General features: G+C 66.8%; 12 protein-coding genes and 1 tRNA gene. 10 read left to right on the forward strand and 3 right to left on the reverse strand.

Annotation, left to right across the window (positions count from 1 at the left end; translation table 11 throughout):
• Window positions 1-83 precede the first annotated feature (83 nt).
• From AC1DES_RS06455 to AC1DES_RS06500, 10 genes are all read left to right on the forward strand, one after another.
• A complete protein-coding gene (locus AC1DES_RS06455; RefSeq protein ID WP_476894994.1) occupies window positions 84-662 on the forward strand; it encodes a MazG nucleotide pyrophosphohydrolase domain-containing protein in 579 nt (192 codons plus the stop codon).
• Between the two features lie 135 nt (window positions 663-797).
• Entirely contained in the window at window positions 798-2,078 is a 1,281-nt protein-coding gene (gene eno / locus AC1DES_RS06460; protein ID WP_476894864.1) for a phosphopyruvate hydratase, read from the forward strand.
• 183 nt (window positions 2,079-2,261) lie between these two features.
• On the forward strand, window positions 2,262-2,999 hold the full coding sequence (locus AC1DES_RS06465) for an FtsB family cell division protein (RefSeq protein ID WP_476894865.1): 738 nt from the start codon (window positions 2,262-2,264) through the stop codon (window positions 2,997-2,999).
• A 97-nt stretch (window positions 3,000-3,096) separates the two neighbouring features.
• Window positions 3,097-3,792: a DUF501 domain-containing protein gene (locus AC1DES_RS06470; RefSeq protein WP_476894995.1), complete on the forward strand. Its 696-nt coding sequence runs from the start codon at window positions 3,097-3,099 to the stop codon at window positions 3,790-3,792.
• Entirely contained in the window at window positions 3,789-4,748 is a 960-nt protein-coding gene (locus AC1DES_RS06475; RefSeq protein ID WP_476894866.1) for a Ppx/GppA phosphatase family protein, read from the forward strand. Before AC1DES_RS06470 ends, AC1DES_RS06475 begins: the two co-directional genes overlap by 4 nt.
• Before the next feature lie 69 nt (window positions 4,749-4,817).
• Window positions 4,818-6,200: a S8 family serine peptidase gene (locus AC1DES_RS06480; protein WP_476894867.1), complete on the forward strand. Its 1,383-nt coding sequence runs from the start codon at window positions 4,818-4,820 to the stop codon at window positions 6,198-6,200.
• A gap of 38 nt (window positions 6,201-6,238) precedes the next feature.
• Window positions 6,239-7,708 (forward strand): NAD(P)/FAD-dependent oxidoreductase, encoded by a 1,470-nt coding sequence (locus AC1DES_RS06485; RefSeq protein WP_476894868.1) that lies wholly within the window; start codon window positions 6,239-6,241, stop codon window positions 7,706-7,708.
• 168 nt (window positions 7,709-7,876) lie between these two features.
• Entirely contained in the window at window positions 7,877-8,821 is a 945-nt protein-coding gene (locus AC1DES_RS06490) for an N-acetyltransferase (RefSeq protein ID WP_476894869.1), read from the forward strand.
• Between the two features lie 34 nt (window positions 8,822-8,855).
• A tRNA-Leu gene (locus tag AC1DES_RS06495) sits at window positions 8,856-8,929 on the forward strand.
• Between the two features lie 256 nt (window positions 8,930-9,185).
• Window positions 9,186-10,535, forward strand: coding sequence for an ABC transporter substrate-binding protein (locus AC1DES_RS06500; RefSeq protein WP_476894870.1), 1,350 nt, complete (start codon window positions 9,186-9,188; stop codon window positions 10,533-10,535).
• 324 nt (window positions 10,536-10,859) lie between these two features.
• Here AC1DES_RS06500 and AC1DES_RS06505 read toward each other — a convergent pair whose 3' ends face one another.
• Genes AC1DES_RS06505 through AC1DES_RS06515 form a run of 3 tightly spaced genes read right to left on the reverse strand, consistent with a single transcriptional unit; the run spans window position 10,860 to window position 13,665 of the window.
• Window positions 10,860-11,630 (reverse strand): ABC transporter ATP-binding protein, encoded by a 771-nt coding sequence (locus tag AC1DES_RS06505; protein WP_476894871.1) that lies wholly within the window; start codon window positions 11,628-11,630, stop codon window positions 10,860-10,862.
• Entirely contained in the window at window positions 11,627-12,700 is a 1,074-nt protein-coding gene (locus AC1DES_RS06510; protein ID WP_476894872.1) for an ABC transporter ATP-binding protein, read from the reverse strand. The genes AC1DES_RS06505 and AC1DES_RS06510 overlap by 4 nt, the downstream gene beginning before the upstream one ends.
• Complete coding sequence (locus tag AC1DES_RS06515; RefSeq protein WP_476894873.1) at window positions 12,697-13,665, reverse strand: branched-chain amino acid ABC transporter permease; 969 nt, start codon at window positions 13,663-13,665, stop codon at window positions 12,697-12,699. Before AC1DES_RS06515 ends, AC1DES_RS06510 begins: the two co-directional genes overlap by 4 nt.
• Between the last annotated feature and the right edge of the window lies 1 nt (window position 13,666).

Here is a 13,666-nt window from a genome sequence, read left to right on the forward strand (position 1 = left end):
TGGACGCGCCGGGCGATGGTCCCGCAGCAGGGCTCAGGCAGCTGCTGGAGACCATCGCCGAGCTGCGCGCCCACTGCCCCTGGATGGGCGCCCTCACCCACGAGTCCCTCGTGGAGTACCTCCTGGAGGAAGCCTACGAGGTCGCGGAAACCATCGAGGCCGGCGGCGGCGATGCTGAACTGAAAGCCGAGCTTGGCGACGTCCTCCTGCAGGTGGTGCTCCACGCCCGGCTCGCCGAGGAGCGCCACTCGTTTACTTTCGAGGACGTCGCCCGCGCACTCAACGCCAAGATGGTCCGCCGTAATCCGCACGTGTTCCGCCCCGACGGCTCCCTGCAGGACTCCTTCCCTGCCACGGTGGAGGCAATCGTGCTCACCTGGGACGCGGTCAAAAAGGCGGAAAAGCCCGAAAGCGGGCATGCCTTCGACGGTGTCCCTGCGGCGCTTCCGGCGCTTGCCCGGGCCCAGAAGCTCCTGGACCGGGCCGAACGGGCCGGCCTCGCCCCTGTCTCCGGGCAGGGCGGGATCCCGGCAACGGAGGAGGAGCTCGGCGAACTGCTGTTCGGCATCGTCGCAGCCGCGCGCGGCACAGGACTCGACGCCGAACGTGCCCTCCGCGGGGCGGCGCGCCGCTTCCAGGCCCAGCAAAGTGCCGCATCATGACGTCCGGGTTCTGGATAGTTTTCCGTAACCTCCGCCGCCCTCGACTACGCTAGTAGCGACTAGGACGTCGAGTTTTCCGCTAGATTCCCAGCTGTCAGATTCCCAGCCGATCGCTTCACCCAAAGGAGCAAATCCATGGCGCTTATCGATGCCATCCACGCCCGCGAGATCCTCGATTCCCGTGGCAACCCCACCGTAGAAGTTGAAGTCCTGCTCTCCGACGGCCAGATTGGCCGCGCAGCAGTTCCCTCCGGCGCCTCCACCGGCGAGCACGAGGCCGTCGAGCTCCGCGACGGCGACAAGGGCCGCTACCTCGGCAAGGGTGTCCAGAAGGCGGTCGACGCTGTCATCGACCAGATCGCCCCGGCCCTGATCGGCTTCGACGCGACGGACCAGCGCAGCATCGACCAGTCCATGATCGACCTCGACGGCACCCCCAACAAGAGCAAGCTCGGCGCCAACGCCATCCTGGGCGTGTCCCTGGCTGTCGCCAACGCCGCTGCGGCCTCCGCCGACCTGCCGCTGTACAAGTACCTGGGCGGCCCGAACGCCCACGTCCTGCCCGTGCCGCTGATGAACATCCTCAACGGCGGCTCGCACGCCGATTCCGACGTCGACATCCAGGAGTTCATGGTTGTCCCGCTCGGCGCCGAGACCTTCTCCGAAGGACTGCGCTGGGGTGTCGAGGTCTACCACGCGCTCAAGGCCGTCCTGCAGGAAAAGGGTCTTTCCACGGGCCTTGGTGACGAGGGTGGCTTCGCCCCGAACCTGCCCTCCAATCGCGCGGCCCTGGACCTGATCCAGGAAGCCATTAAGAACGCCGGCTACACCCCGGGCAAGGACATTGCGCTGGCCCTGGACGTCGCCTCGTCCGAGTTCTACACCGACGGCGCCTACCAGTTCGAAGGCAAGGCCCTGAGCTCGGCTGACATGAGCGCCTACTACGCCGAACTCGTTGCCGACTACCCGCTGGTTTCCATCGAGGACCCGCTTGACGAGAACGACTGGGAAGGCTGGAAGGCCCTCACAGACGCAATCGGCGACAAGGTCCAGATTGTCGGCGATGACCTCTTCGTCACCAACCCGGAGCGTCTGCAGACTGGCATCGACTCGAAGACCGCCAACTCGCTGCTGGTCAAGGTCAACCAGATCGGTTCCCTGACCGAGACCCTGGATGCTGTTTCCCTCGCCCAGCGCGCGGGCTACACCACCATCACTTCGCACCGTTCCGGTGAGACCGAAGACACCACGATCGCTGATATCGCCGTTGCCACCAACGCCGGCCAGATCAAGACCGGTGCCCCGGCCCGTTCCGAACGCGTCGCGAAGTACAACCAGCTGCTGCGCATCGAAGAGGAACTCGACGACGCCGCACGCTACGCCGGGCGCAGCGCCTTCCCGCGTTTCAAAGGCTAGAAGCCGCGAAAACCAGTGACCGGTGGCTATGGTTGAAAGACCATGGCCACCGGTGCTGTTTTGGATCCCTTAACAGCTGGCTTGATGCTGGCGCCTGAATGATGACGCCGCCGGTCCAGGCCGCGGAGGCCAGCAGGAGAGAAGCAAGCCAGCCCGGCAGGGACCGGGCATTACAGGAGTGACATGGCTACCCGCCGTCCCAAGGTTCCCCGGGCTGCGCCCGCGGCCCCCACGTCCCCGGCCGCAGGCTTGGGGGCAGGCGACGACGGCGACGTCATCAAGGCGGACTTCGGCGGGTCCCGCAGTGCGGCCCCAGGACAGGCACCCGGGCGTGCACCCGGCAAACAGGCGCCCAGGCCTGCGGCCGGCAAACCGGCAGCCGCACAGCCTGCATCGAGCAAACCTGCATCAAGCAAACCTGCACCGGGCGCCGGCCGGCCCAGGACAGCCAAACCCGCCGCCAAAGGCACCCCCGACCGGACGTCCACCACGAAAACCGGCACAACGGAGTCTGCGGGGTCCCTCGACCCCGTACCGGCCAAGGCGTTCTCCGGCAGGCTCCTGGCCCTCGGCGTCGTCATGATCGCCATCACCATCATGCTGGCGCCCACGGTCAAGATCTTCCTCGACAAACGCGCCGAAATCGCCGGACTACAGGCGGACATCGCGGCCCAGCAGTCGAAGCAGAACGATCTCAAGCACCAGGTCTCGCGGTGGCAGGATCCGAACTATGTGAAACAGCAGGCCCGCGACCGCATTAACATGGTTATGCCCGGAGAGACGGGCTACTGGGTATTCGGCAGCGATCTTCCTGCCGGACAGTCCGGTGGCGCCGCGGGTGCACCAACAGCTCAAGACCCGGCCAACCTGCCGTGGGTGGACTCCCTCTGGGAATCCATCAGGCGGTCGGCAACAGACTAGACGCGGCGCCCGCCGCCGGGGCCGTCGTACGGACAGCCTAAGAACAGGGCAGGAAGGTGCCGCGCCAGTGGACGAGAACCCAGGGGCACAGACCCCAGTGGCAGGGAACACTGCGAGCCCGGCAGGCACGTTTGAGGGCGGCCGTCAGCCGTCCCCGCACGACCTCGACGTCCTGAGCCGCCAGCTCGGACGGCCGGTCCGCGACGTCGTCGAGATCCCGGCACGCTGCGTCTGCGGCAACCCGCTCGTGGCGGCCACCTCGCCGCGGCTCAGCAACGGCACACCGTTTCCCACCACCTTCTACTTGACGCATCCGGTGATCACCTCCGCGGTCTCTCGGCTGGAAGCAGCCGGGCTCATGAACCGGATGAACGACCGGCTCGGCACCGACGCGGCGCTGGCTGCCGGCTACCGCGCCGCGCACGAGGCCTACCTGGCCTCCCGGGCCGAGATCGGTGCAAGGTCAGGCATCGGCTCCGTCCCCGAGATCGACGGCGTCTCCGCTGGCGGCATGCCTGCCCGGGTCAAGTGCCTGCATGTCCTCGTGGGTCATTCCCTGGCCGCCGGACCGGGCGTCAACCCGCTCGGTGATGAAGCCATCGCCGCCATCAGCGAATGGTGGACGGCGGACCGGTGCTACTGCGACGGCGCCTGGGACACCGGGGGAGAGGTTCCCGCGCAGGACCTCAGCCGCCACGGCCCGCAGGGCCTGCCGGAGATTGTCGGCCGCCCCGCCCCGGTCCGCAAGTCACGCGCCGCCGGGAACGCTGACGGCGCCGAGGCCGGACAGTGACCCGCGTCGCCGCCGTCGACTGCGGCACGAACTCCATCCGTCTGCTGATCGCGGACATCGAAACAGCCGGCGACAAGACCGGCGGGACACCGCAACTGACGGACGTCGTGCGGGAAATGCGCGTGGTCCGGCTGGGGCAGGACGTGGACGCCACCGGGGAACTTGCCCAGGAAGCCCTCGAGCGCACCTTTGCGGCAACCCGGGACTACGCCGCGCTCATTCGCGAGCATGGCGCCGAGAAAGTACGCTTCGTGGCGACGTCCGCCACCCGTGATGCCAGCAACCGGCAGGTCTTCGTCGACGGGATCCGCGAACTCCTCGGTGTGGAACCGGAAGTGATCACGGGGGATGAGGAAGCCGCGCTGTCCTTCGCCGGCGCCAGCAGCGTCCTGCCCTCCCGGGGCGAGGAACCGGTGCTCGTGGTGGATCTGGGCGGCGGCAGCACGGAGTTCGTGCTCGGAAACGCCGGCGGCGTCATCGCCGCCAGGAGCGTCGATGTCGGCTGCGTCCGCATGACCGAGCGGCACCTGCGCAGCGACCCGCCCACGGCGGAGGAGATTACCGCGGCGGAGGCCGACGTCGACGCCGCGATCGCCGAGGCGGCACGGACCGTTCCGCTGGAACGCGCCGCCGTCGTCGTCGGCGTCGCGGGTTCGGTCACCACCATCACAGCCCACGCGCTGCGCCTGCCGGAGTATTCCCCGGCCGCGATCCACGGCACGGAGCTTGGCCTGGAGGCCGCGCGGAAGGCGTGCACGGAACTCCTGGACATGTCCCGTGCGGACCGTGCCGCCCTGCCCTACATGCATCCGGGCCGGGTGGATGTGATCGGCGCCGGCGGGCTCGTCTGGCGCCGTGTCCTGGCGCGTCTCGCAGAGGCCACGGACGGCCGGATCGCCACGGCCGTCACCAGCGAACACGATATTCTTGACGGAATTGCCCTCAGCATTAGCTGATCGCGCATCAGCTGTTTGCCCCAGAAATGCGTGCTTCTGCTCGATGGCGCATCCGCCGATAGGACCCGAATGACCAGAGCAACAGCCCGGCACCGAAGGACCGCCTCGGCGTTGATGGCCTTGGCCCTCGCCGGCGGCACCCTCGCGGCGGCCCTCACTGCAGCCCCGGCCGCACAGGCCGATTCCTGGCGTGACAAGGAATACTGGCTCACCGAGTCCGGGATCATCAAGGCCTGGGAAGTCTCCAAAGGCGCGAACGTCAAAGTGGCCGTGATCGACAGCGGCGTGGACGGCACCCACCCCGACTTGCTCGGAGTCCTCACCGGCGGCGCCGACATCTCCGGGGCCGGCAGCTCCAACGGCCAGAAGAGCATCGGGGCGAAGCCCGAGCACGGCACCCTCGTGGCAACGATGCTCGCCGGACGCGGCCACCAGCCCGCCGGGGCCACGGCCACCCCGAGCCCCGGTTCCGCCCCGAGCTCTCCCGTGGGCCCGGACGGAATCGTCGGCGTTGCCCCGGAGGCACAGTTGCTGTCCGTGTCTACGTGGCTGGGGTCGGCAAACCCCGGCGGCAAGACGGACCAGGACCAGATCCCGGAGGCGGTGCGGTGGGCCGTTGACAACGGCGCCCGCGTCATCAATATCTCGCTCGGCAGTACCTCTCCTGAATGGCCGCAGAGCTGGGATGCGGCGTTCCTGTACGCGGAACAGAAGGACGTGGTGATCGTCGCCGCCGCGGGCAACCGGGTGGGCGGCAACGCGCAGGTCGGCGCTCCGGCGACCATCCCGGGCGTACTCACCGTGGCCGGGCTCGACCGCAAGGGCGCTGCGAGCATCGATTCCTCCTCCCAGGGCATCAGCATCGGTGTCGCCGCTCCCGCCGAGAACCTCGTCGGGGGCATGCCCGCTGGCGGCTACGCCGAATGGGCCGGGACCTCCGGCGCCACCCCGATCGTTGCCGGCGTCGCTGCCCTGATCCGTTCCAAATGGCCGGACATGACAGCCAGCCAGGTCATCAACCGGATTGTCACCACCGCCAAGGACGCCGGGGCGCCCGGCAAGGATCCGTTGTACGGCTTCGGTGTGCTCAACGCCGAGGCTGCCTTGAAGGCCGACGTTCCCGAAACCAAAGTCAACCCCCTGGGCTCGATTTCGGACTGGATCCGGGTCCATCGGCGGGGGAACCTGGCCACATCTGCACCGGCGGCCGCTCCCGCACCCACCAGCGCTGCCCCGACTCTTCCCGAGGCGACAGTCCCGGTCGCGGAGCCGGCGTCCCAGCTCGACGACGCCGTTCCGGCCCTGGTGGTCCTGGGATTCGGCGGATTGTTCGTGTGCATCCTCGGGGCAGCCGCGTTCCACCTGAGGCGTGCACTGCGGGGCCCCAAGGAGTCGCCCGGGGATCCGGAAACCGGGGTCCTGGATTCAGTAGGGTCGGGGGACCCGACATAGTTAGTGAAGTTTTTCACAAACTACTGTATTCTTGACCCATGGCATCCTCCCCTCAGCTCCAGGACCGTCCCCGGGTACTCGTCGTCGGCGGCGGGTACGTCGGCCTGTACGTAGCCCTCAAACTGCAGAAAAAGATCGCGAACGCCGGCGGCATCGTCACCGTCGTGGATCCCCTGCCCTACATGACCTACCAGCCCTTCCTGCCCGAAGTTGCCGGCGGCAACATCGAGGCGCGCCACGCCGTCGTCTCGCACCGCAAGCACCTGAAGCAGACTGAACTGATCGAGGGCCGCGTTACCTCGATCGATCACGCCAACCGCACCGCCGTGATTGCACCGGCCGACGGCGGCGAGAACTTCGAGATTCCCTACTTCGACGTCGTCGTGGCCGCCGGTGCCATCACCCGCACCTTCCCCATCAAGGGCCTTGCGGAGAAGGGCATCGGCCTGAAGACCATCGAGGAAGCCGTGGCCCTGCGCAACGGTGTCCTTGAGCGCATCGAAACCGGCTCCCTCATGACCGACCCCGTCCAGCGCGCCCGCGCGCTGACGTTCGTCGTCGTCGGCGGCGGCTTCGCCGGCATCGAGTGCATCACCGAAATGGAGGACCTGGCCCGCGCCGCGGTCAAGAACAACCCGCGCGTCAAGCAGGAGGAAGTCCGCTTCGTCCTGGTCGAGGCCATGGGCCGCATCATGCCTGAGGTCACCGCGAAGCAGGCCGAATGGGTCGTGGAGCACCTCCGCAGCCGCGGCATCGAGGTTCTGCTCAACACGTCCCTCGACAACGCCGAGGGGTCCCTGAAGCTCATCAACCTCCCGGACAAGTCCCCGGCGCAGGAATTCGAATCCGACACCCTGGTCTGGACTGCCGGCGTGCAGGCCAACCCGATGGTCCGCTCCACCGATTTCCCGCTCGAGCCCCGCGGACGCGTCCGTGTTCTCGCCGACCTGCGCATCGCAGGCGACGAAGGAATTGTCGAGAACGCCTGGGCTGCCGGCGACGTTGCGGCAGTGCCGGACCTCACGGGCAGCGGCCTGCCGGATGGCACCTGCGTTCCCAACGCCCAGCACGCCCTTCGCCAGGCCAAGCGCCTCGCCAAGAACCTGTGGGCCTCCCGCTGGAACAAGGAGCTCAAGGACTACAAGCACAAGAACCTGGGCGCCGTCGCCGGCTTCGGCGAATGGAAGGGTGTAGCCAACATCAATCTCGTGGGCCGTATCGGGCTCAAGGGCCCGCTGGCCTGGCTGGCACACCGCGGCTACCACGGCCTGGCCATGCCGACTGTTGAGCGCAAGATCCGCGTCATCTCCGGCTGGTTCTGGCAGCTCTTCCTGGGCCGCGACACCACGCAGCTGATGGACCTGGACAACCCCCGCGGCGCCTTCGTGGCCGCAGCGACGCCGGCACCCAAGCCGGCCGCCGCTGCCGCCGCCCCGGCAGCCGGGAAGCCGGCGCCGGAGGCTGCCAAGTCCGATGCCAAGGAAGCTGTTCCGGCCGATTCCAAGTAGCCCGCAGTAGCCGTTCGACGGCGGCTGTTCCCCTTCGGGGGAGCGGCCGCCGTTGCCGTTCGCGGACCCGCACGCACGCGTGAGCGCGGCCGGAACCCGGCCGCGTTCCGGCCGGTGGCCGGGCGGTGGCGGGGCCGTGGCGGGCGGAACCGCGCCTAGACTGGCTGGATGACTGGTGAAAAAGACCTCCGCACGTTGCTGGCAACCATGCACCCCGTGCGTCGCGACGGCGAGTTCGTCTACGTGCTCTGGCCCCATGGCAAGCCCCTGGCGGGCGGGATCGCGGCGGCCGTCCGCGAGGCCGAGGGGCTGACGGTAGTGATGCCGCGGGCTGATGCGGACGGCCTCGGGCTGTCGTACGACTTTGTCGCGGCCTGGATCACGCTTGAGGTGCATTCCTCGCTGGAAGCCGTGGGCCTGACGGCCGCCGTCAGCGCCGCCCTGACTGAGGCGAAAATCAGCTGCAACGTCCTGGCCGGCTTCCATCATGACCACCTGCTGGTGCCCGTGGCGGACGCCGAGCGGGCCCTTGAGGTCTTGCACGAACTGGTGGAAGACAGCGGGCAGCAGCGGTCCGCGCCTGCGCTCACGATGCGCAGCGAACAACCCGCAGACCGCCCGGCCGTCCTGGCACTTACCGGCGCTGCCTTTACCGTGTCACCCGTGACAGGGCTGCCGGTCGAGGGGGAGCCGGAGGAGGTCGGACTGCTGAACAGCCTCTTCGACTGCGAGGACTACCTGCCGGAGTTCAGCATCGTCGCGGAGCTCGACGGCGAGATCGTCGGCCATGTCATCAGCACCCGCGGGCGGGTAGGGGACCTGGAACTCTTGGGCCTTGGCCCAATCGGGGTCCTGCCGCGGCTCCAGCGGCACGGGATCGGTACGGCGCTCATGAACGAAACCGTGGCCCGCGCCAACGCCGCGGGGGAGCGGGGCATCGCCCTGCTGGGCAGCCCGGAGTTCTATTCCCGCTTCGGATTCGTACCCTCCACGTCCCTTGGCGTGGAGTCACCGGATGCTGCGTGGGGAGGCCATTTCCAGCTTCTGCCGCTGGCCGTCTGGCCCGGAGGCGTCAGCGGGACCTTCCGTTACGCAGCACCGTTCACGCACTGATAGCGGGCCCCGGACGGGATACCATTGACCGGGCGCCCCAGTAGCCCAATTGGCAGAGGCAGCGGACTTAAAATCCGCGTGTTGTGGGTTCGAGTCCCACCTGGGGCACAGGGCGGGTCCAAGGGCACGGACGGCCACCTTGCGGGGCCGTCCGGAGCCTTCTCCGCGCCTTCCGCCTCCTCGCGTGATGACCGTAACGCCGCCCGCCGCTCCTGGCAGATTTCCTCTATGCAACGAGTGTTATAAGGATGTGACCCTAGTCACTTATGTTCGGGCCGAAATTGCATTAGCTTGAAGTTAAATCAGGAACACCTGATCTTTCGCGTCAAAGGCCGTTCGCACCTTTAGATCGAGGAGATTCTTCATGACTTCACTCCCCCAGGTGGCGCCGCGCATAGCTAAGCTCACAGCGCTTAGCATCGGCGTCGCCCTTCTGGCTACGGCTTGTGGCGGTACGTCCACCCCGACGTCGACCGGGTCCGCTTCCGCCAAGGCCGCCGGCATCTCCTGCCCGGCCCCCAGCGCTACCGCCGGAGCCAGCACTGCGGCCGGCGCCGGCGGATCCGTGCCCGCATCATCCACCACCACCCCCACGCCCCTGAAGATTGGCTCGCTCCTGCCGACCACCGGATCCCTGGCATTCCTCGGCCCGCCCGAAATCGCGGGTGTCAACCTGGGCATCAAGGAAGTCAATGATGCCGGCGGCGTGCTCGGCAAGCCTGTCGAGGTCATCCACCGCGACTCCGGTGACACCAAGACGGACATCGCCACCCAGTCCACCACCGCATTGCTGGGCCAGGGCGTCAGCGCCATCGTCGGTGCCGCATCCTCAGGCGTGTCAAAGACGGTCATCAACCAGATCACCGGCGCCGGCGTGGTCCAGTTCTCCCCGGCCAACACCTCGCCGGACTTCACCACGTGGGATGACAAGGGCCTTTACTGGCGCACTGCTCCCTCGGATGTGCTCCAGGGCAAGGTCCTCGGCAACTACATGGCGACCTGTGGCGCTCAGACCGTCGGCATGATCGTCTTGAACGATGCCTACGGAACCGGTCTTGCGAAGAACGTGCAGGCCGCATTTGAAGCAGCCGGCGGCAAGGTCGTTGCCCAGGAGCTCTTCAACGAAGGCGACTCCCAGTTCAGCAGCCAGGTGGACAAGGTCCTCGCAGCCAAGCCGGACGCCATTGCCCTGATCACCTTTGACCAGGCTAAGAGCATCGTGCCGCTCATGACGGGCAAGGGTGTCAAGCCCACCCAGATGTTCATGGTGGACGGCAACATGTCCGACTACAGCAAGGACTTCCAGCCGGGCACCCTGAAGGGCGCCGAAGGCACCATCCCCGGCACCTTCGCCAAGGATGACTTCAAGAAGAAGCTCCTGGCCATTGATCCGGCACTGAAGGACTACAGCTACTCCGGCGAGTCCTACGACGCAGTGAACCTGATCGCGCTGGCAGCCGAGGAAGCCAAGAGCACCAAGGGCACCGATATCGCTGCACACCTGAAGGACGTTTCCGAAGGTGGCGAAAAGTGCAACGACTTCCCGTCCTGTGTCACCCTCCTGCGCAACGGCAAGGACATCGACTACGACGGCCAGTCCGGTCCCGTAACTTTCTCCGACGCCGGGGACCCGACGGAAGCCTACATCGGCATCTACCAGTTCCAGGATGACAACACCTACAAGCCCGTAAAGGAAGAATTCGGCAAGCTGTAAGGCCGCTTCCCAACGACGCACAGGAGACCCCCGTCCAGCCGGACGGGGGTCTCTTGCGTGCAGGGGAGGGGTCCATGCGGAGCCCGGAGCGCGGAACCAGGCGGCGGTGTGGAACCCGCTGGGCGCTACGGAATCGGACGAGGGCTACGCGGATCCGAGGGGCGCTGGTCCGGAACCGGTGCGGAAAGGGAGCTCGGGTTGCGGCGTGCGGGTGGAGCCAACCGGAATGTTGCCAGAGGCCCGGAAGCCCAGCCAGACGCCCCCCCCAGGCACGCAGAAGGGCCGCCACCGGCTGGTGACGGCCCTTCCAGGAGGTAGGGGATGCTAGTCCTCGTCGGCCAGGGTACCCAGATACAGCTGGATGACCTTGGGGTCCTTCATGAGCTCCCGGCCGGTGCCCGTGTACGCGTCCTTGCCCTGGTCGAGGACATAGCCGCGGTCACAGATCTGAAGGCAGCGGCGTGCGTTCTGCTCCACCATGATCACTGAGACGCCGGCCCGGTTGATCTCGTGAACCCGCAGGAAGGTCTCGTCCTGTTTGACGGGGGAGAGGCCTGCGGAGGGCTCGTCGAGCAGCAGCACGGCCGGATCCATCATGAGGGCCCGGCCCATCGCCACCATCTGGCGCTCCCCGCCGGAGAGCGAGCCTGCACGCTGGGCGCGCCTCTTGGCGAGCTCGGGGAACAGGCTGGTCACGAAGTCGAACCGCTCGGAGAAATCCTTGGGCCGCTGGAACATGCCCATCTGCAGGTTCTCTTCGATGGTCAGGGCCGCAAAGACGTTGTTGGTCTGCGGGACAAAACCCACGCCGCGGCTGACGAGCTTGTTGGCCTTGAGCCCCGTGATGTTCTGCCCGCGGACCACAACTGATCCGGAGTGGACCTTGACCAGGCCGAACATCGCCTTCAGCAGCGTGGACTTGCCGGCTCCGTTGGGGCCGATGATGCCGATCAGTTCGCCTTTGCGGGCTTCGATGCTGCAGCCGTTGAGGATATTGACCCCGGGGATGTAACCGGCCACCAGGTCGGTGACTTTGACCACCGAATCCTCATCGTGCACGGGCATTGCGGCGGGTGCCGCGCTGGTGGCGCTCATTCTGTGTCCTTCTCTGTATGGCTCGGCAGGCCGCCGCGGTTCGGCTCCTCCGCGCTGCGGCGGCCGTGCGTCGTCCCGTTCGGCTCCGGCTCCTTCGCCTCCGTGGTGAGAACGTCGGCGGAGATGATGCCGGCGTTCTCCGTGCCGACGATCGACTCCTCGTCCGCTTCCAGTTCGGCTGCGAGTTCCTTGATGCCTTCGGAGTCGCCAAGATCGACGTCGTGGTGGGCGCCGAGGTAGGCGTCGATCACGGCCGGGTTCTTCATGACCTCTGCGGGCGGGCCTTCGGCGACGATCTTGCCTTCGGCCATCACCACGACCCAGTCGGCGATGTGGCGGACCATGTGCATGTCGTGCTCGACGAACAGCACGGTCATGCCCTCGGCCTTGAGGTTCTTGATGTGGTCCAGAAGCGACTGCGTCAGCGCCGGGTTGACGCCAGCCATGGGCTCGTCGAGCATGACCAGTTTCGGCCGCACCATGAGGGACCTCGCCATTTCCAGCAACTTGCGCTGGCCGCCGGAGAGCGACGCCGCGTAGTCATCCTTCTTGGTGTCCAGCTTGAACTTCTCCAGCAGCACGTTGGCCTCGTCCGTGATCTGCTTCTCGCGGCCGCCCCACATGCCCTTGAACAAGGCCTTGGACAGCCGCTCGCCGGGCTGGTGGGACGCGCCGAGCCGCATGTTTTCCATGACCGTGAGCTTGCCCATGACCTTGGTGAGCTGGAAGGTGCGCACCATGCCCATGCGGGCCACCTTGTAGGAGGAGACGCCGGCGATGCTCTGGCCCTCGAACTGCCATTTGCCCGAGTTGGGTGTATCGAAGCCCGTGAGCAGGTTGAACAGCGTGGTCTTGCCGGCACCGTTGGGGCCGATCAGCGCCGTGATCTTGTGCCGCGGGATCTCCAGGTATTCGACGTCGACGGCGTTGATGCCGCCGAAGCTGCGGGTCACGTTTTCCGCCACCACGATGGGATCCCGCTTCTTGCAGCCGGGAGCGACCTCGCCGGCGGCGATCGGACGGGAGTCCGTCATGTAGTTGATGTCTTCTTCTGTTGACTTTTCGCTCATGCGAACGCCAGCTCCTTCTTATTGCCGAAGACTCCCTGGGGCCTGAAGATCATCAAAAGCATCAGCGCGACGCCTACCAGGATGTAGCGCAGCTGTCCGGCCTGGACCGTATTCAGCCACGTGACGGCACCGGATTCAATCAGGCCGTACAGGATGCCTTGGGTCAGTGAGAGCACGACCCAGAAGATCATGGCGCCGACGACCGGACCGAGCACCGTGCCAAGACCGCCCAGCAGCAGGCAGGTGTAGAGGAAGAACGTCAGTTCGGTGCCGTAGTTCGCCGGCTGCACGGCGCCGCGGGGGAGGGTGAAGACCATGCCTGCGAGGGCGCCGAGGACGCCGCCGATGATCAGGGCCTGCATCTTGTAGGCGTAGACGTTCTTGCCGAGCGAGCGGACGGCGTTCTCGTCCTCGCGGATGCCTTTGAGGACCCGGCCCCACGGGCTGCGCATCAGCAGCCACACCAGGGTGCAGCAGATGATGACGACGGCCCAGCCGACAACCCGGATGAAGAAGTCCCTGTTGTTCATGCCCAGGTATGAACCTGCGGGAAACGGGTTCATGGCGTAGAAGTCGCCCTCGAACGCGGCCAGGCCGTTGGCCGAGCCGGTCACCGAGGTCAGCTGGTTCGTTGTGACGATGTAGCGGACGATTTCGGCAGCCGCAATCGTCACGATGGCCAGATAGTCGGCCCGCAGGCGGAGGGTCGGGATACCCAGCAGCATGGCGAAAATGGCCGAACAGACGACGGCGATAAGCAGGCCGACGAAGAACGGGACCTTGAAGGTCAGCGTGGAGATGGCGAAGCCGTAGGCCCCCACCGCCATGAAGCCGGCCTGGCCGAAGTTGAGCAGGCCCGAGTAGCCGAAGTGGACGGCGAGGCCCAGGGCGGCGAGGGCGTAGGCCGCCGTCGTCGGGCTGAATAGTTCGCCCGCAGCGCTTGAAAGAATGAATCCGAAGTCCATG

It is taken from the genome of Arthrobacter sp. 05T442 (genome assembly GCF_056395945.1).

Bases quoted from the DNA above. Each gene is read 5' to 3' on its own strand.
- AC1DES_RS06515 (WP_476894873.1), bottom strand. From the start codon at position 13,665: ATGGACTTCGGATTCATTCTTTCAAGCGCTGCGGGCGAACTATTCAGC.
- AC1DES_RS06455 (WP_476894994.1), top strand. From the start codon at position 84: ATGGGCGCCCTCACCCACGAGTCCCTCGTGGAGTACCTCCTGGAGGAA.
- eno (WP_476894864.1), top strand. From the start codon at position 798: ATGGCGCTTATCGATGCCATCCACGCCCGCGAGATCCTCGATTCCCGT.
- AC1DES_RS06465 (WP_476894865.1), top strand. From the start codon at position 2,262: ATGGCTACCCGCCGTCCCAAGGTTCCCCGGGCTGCGCCCGCGGCCCCC.
- AC1DES_RS06480 (WP_476894867.1), top strand. From the start codon at position 4,818: ATGACCAGAGCAACAGCCCGGCACCGAAGGACCGCCTCGGCGTTGATG.
- AC1DES_RS06485 (WP_476894868.1), top strand. From the start codon at position 6,239: ATGGCATCCTCCCCTCAGCTCCAGGACCGTCCCCGGGTACTCGTCGTC.
- AC1DES_RS06505 (WP_476894871.1), bottom strand. From the start codon at position 11,630: ATGAGCGCCACCAGCGCGGCACCCGCCGCAATGCCCGTGCACGATGAG.
- AC1DES_RS06490 (WP_476894869.1), top strand. From the start codon at position 7,877: ATGACTGGTGAAAAAGACCTCCGCACGTTGCTGGCAACCATGCACCCC.
- AC1DES_RS06510 (WP_476894872.1), bottom strand. From the start codon at position 12,700: ATGAGCGAAAAGTCAACAGAAGAAGACATCAACTACATGACGGACTCC.
- AC1DES_RS06500 (WP_476894870.1), top strand. From the start codon at position 9,186: ATGACTTCACTCCCCCAGGTGGCGCCGCGCATAGCTAAGCTCACAGCG.